The sequence below is a fragment of the Fretibacterium fastidiosum genome, from assembly GCF_000210715.1.
Lineage (GTDB): Bacteria > Synergistota > Synergistia > Synergistales > Aminobacteriaceae > Fretibacterium > Fretibacterium fastidiosum.
Genome location: NC_021038.1, coordinates 1232034 through 1238912, shown reverse-complemented (window position 1 = coordinate 1238912; position 6879 = coordinate 1232034). Strand labels below are relative to the sequence as shown.

General features: G+C 67.4%; 8 protein-coding genes and 1 pseudogene. All 9 read right to left on the bottom strand.

What is annotated here, in order from left to right; genetic code table 11:
- Nucleotides 1–100: 100 nt before the first annotated feature.
- Nucleotides 101–652: an ethanolamine utilization cobalamin adenosyltransferase gene (locus tag SY1_RS05720; RefSeq protein ID WP_015556455.1), complete on the bottom strand. Its 552-nt coding sequence runs from the start codon at nt 650–652 to the stop codon at nt 101–103.
- Nucleotides 653–665: 13 nt separating this feature from the next.
- On the bottom strand, nt 666–869 hold the full coding sequence (locus SY1_RS05715; protein ID WP_243440597.1) for a TFIIB-type zinc ribbon-containing protein: 204 nt from the start codon (nt 867–869) through the stop codon (nt 666–668).
- 78 nt (nt 870–947) lie between these two features.
- Nucleotides 948–2024, bottom strand: a complete 1077-nt coding sequence (ispG, locus tag SY1_RS05710; protein WP_243440596.1) for a (E)-4-hydroxy-3-methylbut-2-enyl-diphosphate synthase — start codon at nt 2022–2024, stop codon at nt 948–950.
- A gap of 13 nt (nt 2025–2037) precedes the next feature.
- Complete coding sequence (rseP, locus tag SY1_RS05705) at nt 2038–3090, bottom strand: RIP metalloprotease RseP (protein WP_015556454.1); 1053 nt, start codon at nt 3088–3090, stop codon at nt 2038–2040.
- Between the two features lie 45 nt (nt 3091–3135).
- Nucleotides 3136–4311: a 1-deoxy-D-xylulose-5-phosphate reductoisomerase gene (locus SY1_RS05700; protein WP_243440595.1), complete on the bottom strand. Its 1176-nt coding sequence runs from the start codon at nt 4309–4311 to the stop codon at nt 3136–3138.
- Nucleotides 4308–5126 carry a phosphatidate cytidylyltransferase gene (locus tag SY1_RS05695; RefSeq protein WP_208873021.1) on the bottom strand — a complete coding sequence of 273 codons (819 nt, stop codon included), beginning with the start codon at nt 5124–5126 and terminating at the stop codon, nt 4308–4310. The genes SY1_RS05700 and SY1_RS05695 overlap by 4 nt, the downstream gene beginning before the upstream one ends.
- Nucleotides 5107–5805 (bottom strand): polyprenyl diphosphate synthase, encoded by a 699-nt coding sequence (gene uppS, locus SY1_RS05690; RefSeq protein WP_208873019.1) that lies wholly within the window; start codon nt 5803–5805, stop codon nt 5107–5109. The genes SY1_RS05695 and uppS overlap by 20 nt, the downstream gene beginning before the upstream one ends.
- Nucleotides 5802–6425: a uracil-DNA glycosylase gene (locus tag SY1_RS05685; RefSeq protein ID WP_015556452.1), complete on the bottom strand. Its 624-nt coding sequence runs from the start codon at nt 6423–6425 to the stop codon at nt 5802–5804. Before SY1_RS05685 ends, uppS begins: the two co-directional genes overlap by 4 nt.
- A gap of 20 nt (nt 6426–6445) precedes the next feature.
- Nucleotides 6446–6879, bottom strand: a pseudogene (locus SY1_RS05680) (alkaline shock response membrane anchor protein AmaP); the annotation flags it as partial.

Genomic DNA, 6879 nt, shown 5'->3' with positions numbered 1-6879 from the left:
TAGGGGAGGCAATCCATATTAAACGCGAATTGGTATTATAATCCAGGGAACAACCGAGGGCCGGCGCGCACCGGCCCTCGGTCACGATTTTGTTAAGGTTTTACCTCTGCCCGATCCGCCCGTAGAAGCGGGTGAACCCCTCAGGCAGGTAGTTGTAGATCAGGATGTAGAGCGCGCTGCTGAGGCGGTTCAACATCTTGACGACATCCGGCCTCGTCACGCCGCCCGCCCCGTCGTCGAAGGCGCGGCACGCGACGAGTTCCGTCTCCCGCACCAGCGTGCGCAGCAGGTTGATCTCCGCCGCCCAGAGCCCCATGTCCGCGTGAAGGTCGAGGTGTCCCTTTCCGTAGAAGCGCGCCGGCGTGTGGGACCGCTGGTGGATTTCCTCCTCCGTCAGTCCCCACAGGGCCAACTCGCCGCAGGGCGCGTCGGTCACCTCGGCCATCATGGCCTCGCGGACGGCCTTGACCCGCACTTCCTCCAGGTCCGCCTCCAGCTGACGCTCCCCCGCAGCCCGCGCCCGCGCCTGCATCAGAATGATTCGAGCGTTCAACTCGTCCAGCCGTCCGCGCAACTCGATGCGCGGGTGCGTCTTGCCGACGACCTCCGCGCCAAGGAGGTGCGTCGTGTGTTCCTGCTTGCCTGTGGCCATGACTTCGGCCCCCTCAGTGGTGGCAGCCGCAGCTGCATCCGCCGCCGCAGTTCCCCCCGCAGCCCCTCCCCTTCAGGGTGGGGCCGGCCTCGAGGATCAGCGTCCTGCCCCGACACTCGGGGCAGCGCATCGACGCGCCCTCCTCAAAGACGTGCCCGCACGAGGCACACTTGAAAACGCGCTTTTCCGCAGCCGCCATGTCCATGTCCTCCTTCAATTCATCTCTTTTTCAATTCGTCTCTTTATCGTTGCGGGAGTCTCGAGGGGTCCCGTCCCAGTTCCCGCGGCCAGGGCCTCAGTGCCCCACACCCTGTCCCGCGCCGCCCCGCTCCAGGGGCTCCCCCGCGAAGAAGCGGGGCAGAACGTTCGGGAGGGTCTCGAAGGGGTACTCCCCCACCACGCGGCCCTCCCGGAACAGCACCGCGCCCGACGGCGTCCCCGCGATCCCCATCTGGGCGTGCCTTGCCTCCTTCGGGCCGTTGACCTCACAGCCCATCACCGCCACGGTGGTCCCGTCCGGCAGGCTCGCCAGCATGGGCTCGATCAACTTCGTCAGCTCCATGACGTCCGCGCGGCGCCGGCCGCAGGTGGGACAGCTGATGAGGTTCACGCCGCGGGTCCGGAGCTCCAGGGCCTTCAGGATCTCGTAGCCCACCCGAACCTCGCGCTCCGGCGCGTCCGTCAGGGACACGCGGATGGTGTCCCCGATCCCCTGAGCCAGGAGAGCGGAGATGCCCGCCGCGCCCTTCACGATGCCGCCGTCCCCAGGCCCCGCCTCCGTCAGCCCCACGTGGAAGGGAAAGTCCGGGTACTCGCGCGCGATCAGGACGTTGGCCCGCACGCACTCCGGCACAGAGGAGGACTTCGCCGAGAGGATCAGGTCCTCGAAGCCCGCTCCCAGCAGGAGCTCCGCCTGCTCCCGCACCGCGATGCACAGCGCCGCCGCCCGATCGCCCCCCGCGGCCTCCAGCTGTCTGCCCGACACCGATCCACCGTTGGCCCCGATTCGGATCGTCACCCCAAGGGTTTGGGCGGTCCGGATGACGTCGTTCAGGCGATTGAGGGGCATGTTGCCGGGGTTGATGCGGATGGCCCGGCAACCCGCCTCCATGGCCAGCACGGCCAGGGTCGGGTCGAAGTGGATGTCCGCCATCAGGGTCAGGTCCGTGTTCGACACGAGCCACTTCAGGTCCGGGGCCAGTTCTGGACGCGGCAGGGCCACCCGCGCCATCTCACAGCCCACCCGCAGCAGGCTGGCGCACTGCGCAGCACAGGCCTCCCGGTTCGACAGGGGGACCTTGAGCATGCTCTCGACGCGAACGGGGGCCCCCCCGCCGATGCGGAGGGCCCCGATCTGAACGCTTCGCTTCACCTCGACGGCCCGCTCACTTCGTCCAGAAGAGGTGATAGACATCCTGACAGGTGATGGCCAGCATCAGCAGGATGAGCAGGACGAAGCCCGCCGTGTGGATCCAGTTCTCCACCCTCTCCGGCAGTCGGCGGCGAAAGACCATCTCCAGCAGCACGAAAAGGATACGCCCGCCGTCCAGCGCCGGGATGGGGAACAGGTTCAGCAGGCCGAGGTTCAGGCTGATGAGGGCGACGAACGTCACGAAGGCCCACCACCCCGCCCGCATGGCTTGCCCCGACATGGAGGCGATGCCCACGGGACCCGTGACGTCCACCTCCTGCCGGCGCAGGATCCAGTCGGTGATGCCCCTCAGCATCAGCGTCGTCATCCGCCACGTGTACTGCCCCGCGTTCAGGACCGCATCTTTCGGGGAGTAGCGCACCAGAGCCGGCGTGATCCCCAGCATGGGGCGTCCGTGTTCCTCGCTCATGGGGATGGGCGTCGAGATCGTGAGGACTTCCTCACCGCGTCGAACTTCGACCCTCACGTCCCCGCCCCGCTCTGCCTCCTCCCGCAGCGCCTCCGACATCTCGCGCCACTCCTGAACGGAACGGCCGTTCACGGCCGTGATGCTGTCCCCTACCTGAATGCCGGCGGCTTCCGCGGGGAAGCCCGGCATGACCTCGCCGATCCGGGTGTGCTCCATGTCCAGCGCGCCGTGACCCCAGAGGAAGACCGCCGTCAGCAGAAGGGCCAGGAGGACGTTGAAGAGGGAGCCATTCAGCAGGATGAGGAAGCGCTTCCAGCCGGGCTGCTCGTTAAAGCCCTTGCCGGGCAGGACGGCCTCCTCCCTCTCCTCCTCTCCCATGCCCGCCAGGCGGCAGGAACCCCCGACGGGGAACGCCCGCACCGACCACAGCATGGGCTCCGGGCCGGTGCTCTTGCGCTGCCAGAGCGCCGGCCCCATGCCAAAGGCGAACTCGTGGACCTGCACGCCGAGACAGCGCGCCGTGATGAAGTGGCCGAACTCGTGGACGACCACGCAGACGGCGATGACGATAACGAACGAAACGAAACTGATCAACATGGTATCGAAACCTCCAAAAGTTTTAACCCAACGGGCGGCGACCTCTTACGCCCTGCACCTCGACAGGCCGTCGCAGACGGCCGCGGCGCGGCGCCGGCCCTCCTCCAGCGCAAAGAGCGCCTCCTCAAGGGACCCCGGCGCGGGGAGCGGACAGGACTCCAGCGTTTCCTCAACCACCGCGGCGATGTCCGTAAAGCCGATCTGCCCCTTCAGAAAGCGATCCACCGCCACCTCGTCCGAACCGACCAGAAGGGCCGGGTACGCGCCGCGCCGCTCCATCGCCGTCCGCGCTATCCGCATCGCGGGGAAGCGCACCGGGTCCGGTGCCTCAAAGGAGATCGTGCGGGGCACCAGAAGCGGCGGCGCAAAGTCCGGCGCGGGAAATCGGCGTTCCGGCCAGAAGATGCAGGAGGCCGCGGGCAGACGCATGTCGGGCGTCGCGGCCAGGAGCTTGACGCTGCCGTCCGTGAACTCCACGAGGCCATGGACAAAGGAACCCGGCGACACCAGCGCGTCCACCTGAGCCGGTTCGAGGCCGAAGAGGAACATCGCCTCGATCAGCTCGATGCCCTTGTTCATCAGCGTCGCGCTGTCGATCGTGATCTTCGCCCCCATGGCCCAGACAGGGTGCTTCAGGGCCATATCGGGCGTCACCGTCTTCAGCTCCTCCGCCGTCCAGGTCCTGAAGGGGCCGCCCGAGGCCGTGAGGCGTATGGACCTCACGGCGCGTCCCTCTCCCTCGCCGTGCAGGCACTGCCAGATCGCGTTGTGCTCGCTGTCCAGCGGGCGCAGCTGGTCGGGCCGGGAGACGAGGGGTATGACCCAAGGGCCCGCCACCACGATGCTCTCCTTGTTGGCCAGGGAGACCTCCTTGCCCGCCCGAAGCGCGGCCTGCAGCGCCGGTATGGCCGCCGTCCCCGACGAGGCGAAGAGCACCTGATCGACCTCCGGGCTCTCCGCGATGGCCACCAGCCCCTCCGGGCCCGTGAGGAACCCCTCCGTCCCCCGCGGCGCGTCATGGGCACAGAGCATTGTAGCCTCAAACTCCCGCGAGAGCATCCTCAGTTTTTCGGAAGGCCTGCGGGCCGCCAGGGCCCGCACCTCGACCTCGTCCGGGTGCGCGCGGCACACGGAGAGGATGGCGCTGCCGACGCTTCCCGTCGCGCCGATCACGGCCACGCGCTTTCGTCCCGTCCCGCCCGTCGTCATGGTCGTCCTCACAGGAGCAGGCCGAAGACGAGGTACGTCAGCAGGCCGTTCAGCAGGATGCTGTCGAAGCGGTCCAGGACGCCTCCGTGTCCGGGGATCAGCGCCCCCGAATCCTTCTCCCCAAGCTCGCGCTTCACCAGGGACTCGGCCAGGTCCCCCAGCTGTCCCGCGATGCCGCAGATGACCCCGATGATGAAGAGCGGATAGGGCGGCTGCTCCATCAAAAAGATGACGAGGGCACAGGTCAGCAGGCTGCCCATGGCGCCGCCGATGAAGCCCTCGACGGTCTTTCGGGGACTGATGTACTCGCAGAGGCTGCTGCGCCCCCAGCGACTTCCGACGAAGTAGGCCATGACGTCGCAGCCCCAGGTGCAGGCGAAGAGCGTGAACAGGACGAGGGAGCCCGTCGGCAGCCTCCGGAGCAGCACGATGCACGTCCAGGGCACCACGATGAAGACGACGCCGGACAGGGTGCCGCCCACGTTGTTCACCGCAAAGCTCTGCCCCGTGGCCTGACGGCGCATCATCTCGATCATGAAGATCACGTAGGCGCTGAGGGAGAGCGTCATGGTGATGGAGACGGGCTGCACGCCCTCGGCGCTCGACAGCATCACGGCCAGGGCGCAGATGTAGCCGATGCCCCGCGAAAGCTTCATGCGCTTGGACAGCATACGGTAGTACTCGCCCAGGGAGAGCAGCGCCAGAGCCAGCGATATCCCAAGCCAGGCCCAGCCGCCGAAGTAGATCCCCGCGATCACGCCCGCCGCGATCACGAGGGCGCTCACCGTGCGCAGCTGAAGCTCGCCGCTAGGCCTTAAGCCCGCCATAGCGCCTCTCCCGCCCCGCATAGTCCTCGAGCGCCGCCCTGAGGGCGGCCTCGTCGAAGTCCGGCCAATAGGCCTCCGTGAAGTAGAGCTCGCTGTAGGCGGCTTCCCAAAGCCAGAAGTTGCTCAGCCGCAGCTCACCGCTGGTGCGGATCACGAGGTCCGGGTCCGGAACGTCCGGAAGGTAGAGGAAGCGCCGCAGGTCCGCCTCCGTCACCGTCCCGCGGTGCCCGCTCGCGTAAAGCGCGTTGACGGCATCCAGGACCTCCGGACGTCCGCCGTAGTTGATGCACAGGATGAAATCCAGGACGCTCTCGTCCTTCGTCCGCTCCTCCGCGTGGCGCATCAGCTCCAGCAGGTCCGGGGGCAGGCGGTCGCGCCGCCCCGCGAAGCGTATGCGGGCCCCCTCCGCCTTGATGGCCTCCACCTTGCGCCGGATGTAGTAGCGGAACAGGCTCATCAGGCCCGCGACCTCCATCTCCGGACGGCTCCAGTTCTCCGTCGAGAACGCATAGACCGAGAAGTAGCGGATCCCCGCCTTTTTGACGAGGTGAACCATCTCCTCCAGCTTGCGCAGGCCGGCCCGGTGCCCCATGAGCCGCGGCAGCCCGCGGCGCCTGGCCCACCTTCCGTTGCCGTCCAGGATGATCGCCAGGTGTTCCGGCACTCTCTTCTCGCTCAATTGGCCTCCGTTCCTTTCCTCTTTGTGATCTCGTCCAGGCGCGCCTTGAGGTTCTGCACGTCCTGCCACGTCAGGTCCTTGGGGCTCCCCTTTTGCCGCGAGTCGTTGCGCAGCAGGTAGCTCGGATGGAACATCGGGAAGAGCTGAACGCCCCGCCAATCGAACCAGCGGCCCCGCAGAGCCGTGATGCCCTCCGACGTCCGAAGGAGCCACTTCAGCGGCGTGTTCCCCAGGCACACCAAAATCCGGGGCCTCAGCAGCAGGAGCTGGGCCTCCAGGAAGTCCGCGCACTTCAGCATCTCCTCCTGAGTTGGGGTGCGGTTGTTGGGGGGACGGCACTTCACGACGTTCGTGATGAACACGGACTCCCGGTCGATCCCCGCGGCGCTCAGGATCTTCGTCAAAAGCTGGCCCGCCCGTCCCACGAAGGCCAGCCCCTGAGCGTCCTCGTCGGCGCCGGGCCCCTCGCCCACCATCACGATGGGGGTGCGGACCGCCCCCTGGCCAAAGACCGTGTTCGTCCGCGCCTCGCACAGGCCGCAGCGCCTGCAGGCGGCCACGCGGCCCCGCAGGTCTTCCCATGCGGCCTCCCACGCCGCGTCCCGCTCCTTGTCGTCCATGCGTTCACCCCCCTGCTTCCCTAAAAGGACACCTCGTTGATCTTGATGTTGACCCGCCGGACGTCCATGCCCGTGAAGTAGCTCAGGCCCGTGCTCGTCTTCTTCTGGAGGAGGCGGGCGATGCTGAGGGCGCTTCGGTCCCGAAGCCTCAGGTCCAGCACCACGTTGATCTCCAGGCTGTCGTCGTCGGCCTGAATCTCAAGCTCGTGGATCTTCTGCACGTGCTCCCCCAGCTCCAGCAGGTGCCGGCACATGGCCTGGATCGCGTCCTTCTCGATCGTCACCTTCCCGTCGAAGCTGAAGGGCGGCTTGACCACGGTGTTGCGGGCCTCGTCGCGGTCCCTGCTCTTGAAGAGGCCGCGGATCTGGCTCACCAGCTTCCCCGCGAAGTTGCGCTGGATCTGCGCCCGCGCCACGGGGACGACGTGCTGCTTCTTCTCCCGCCGCTCCCGCT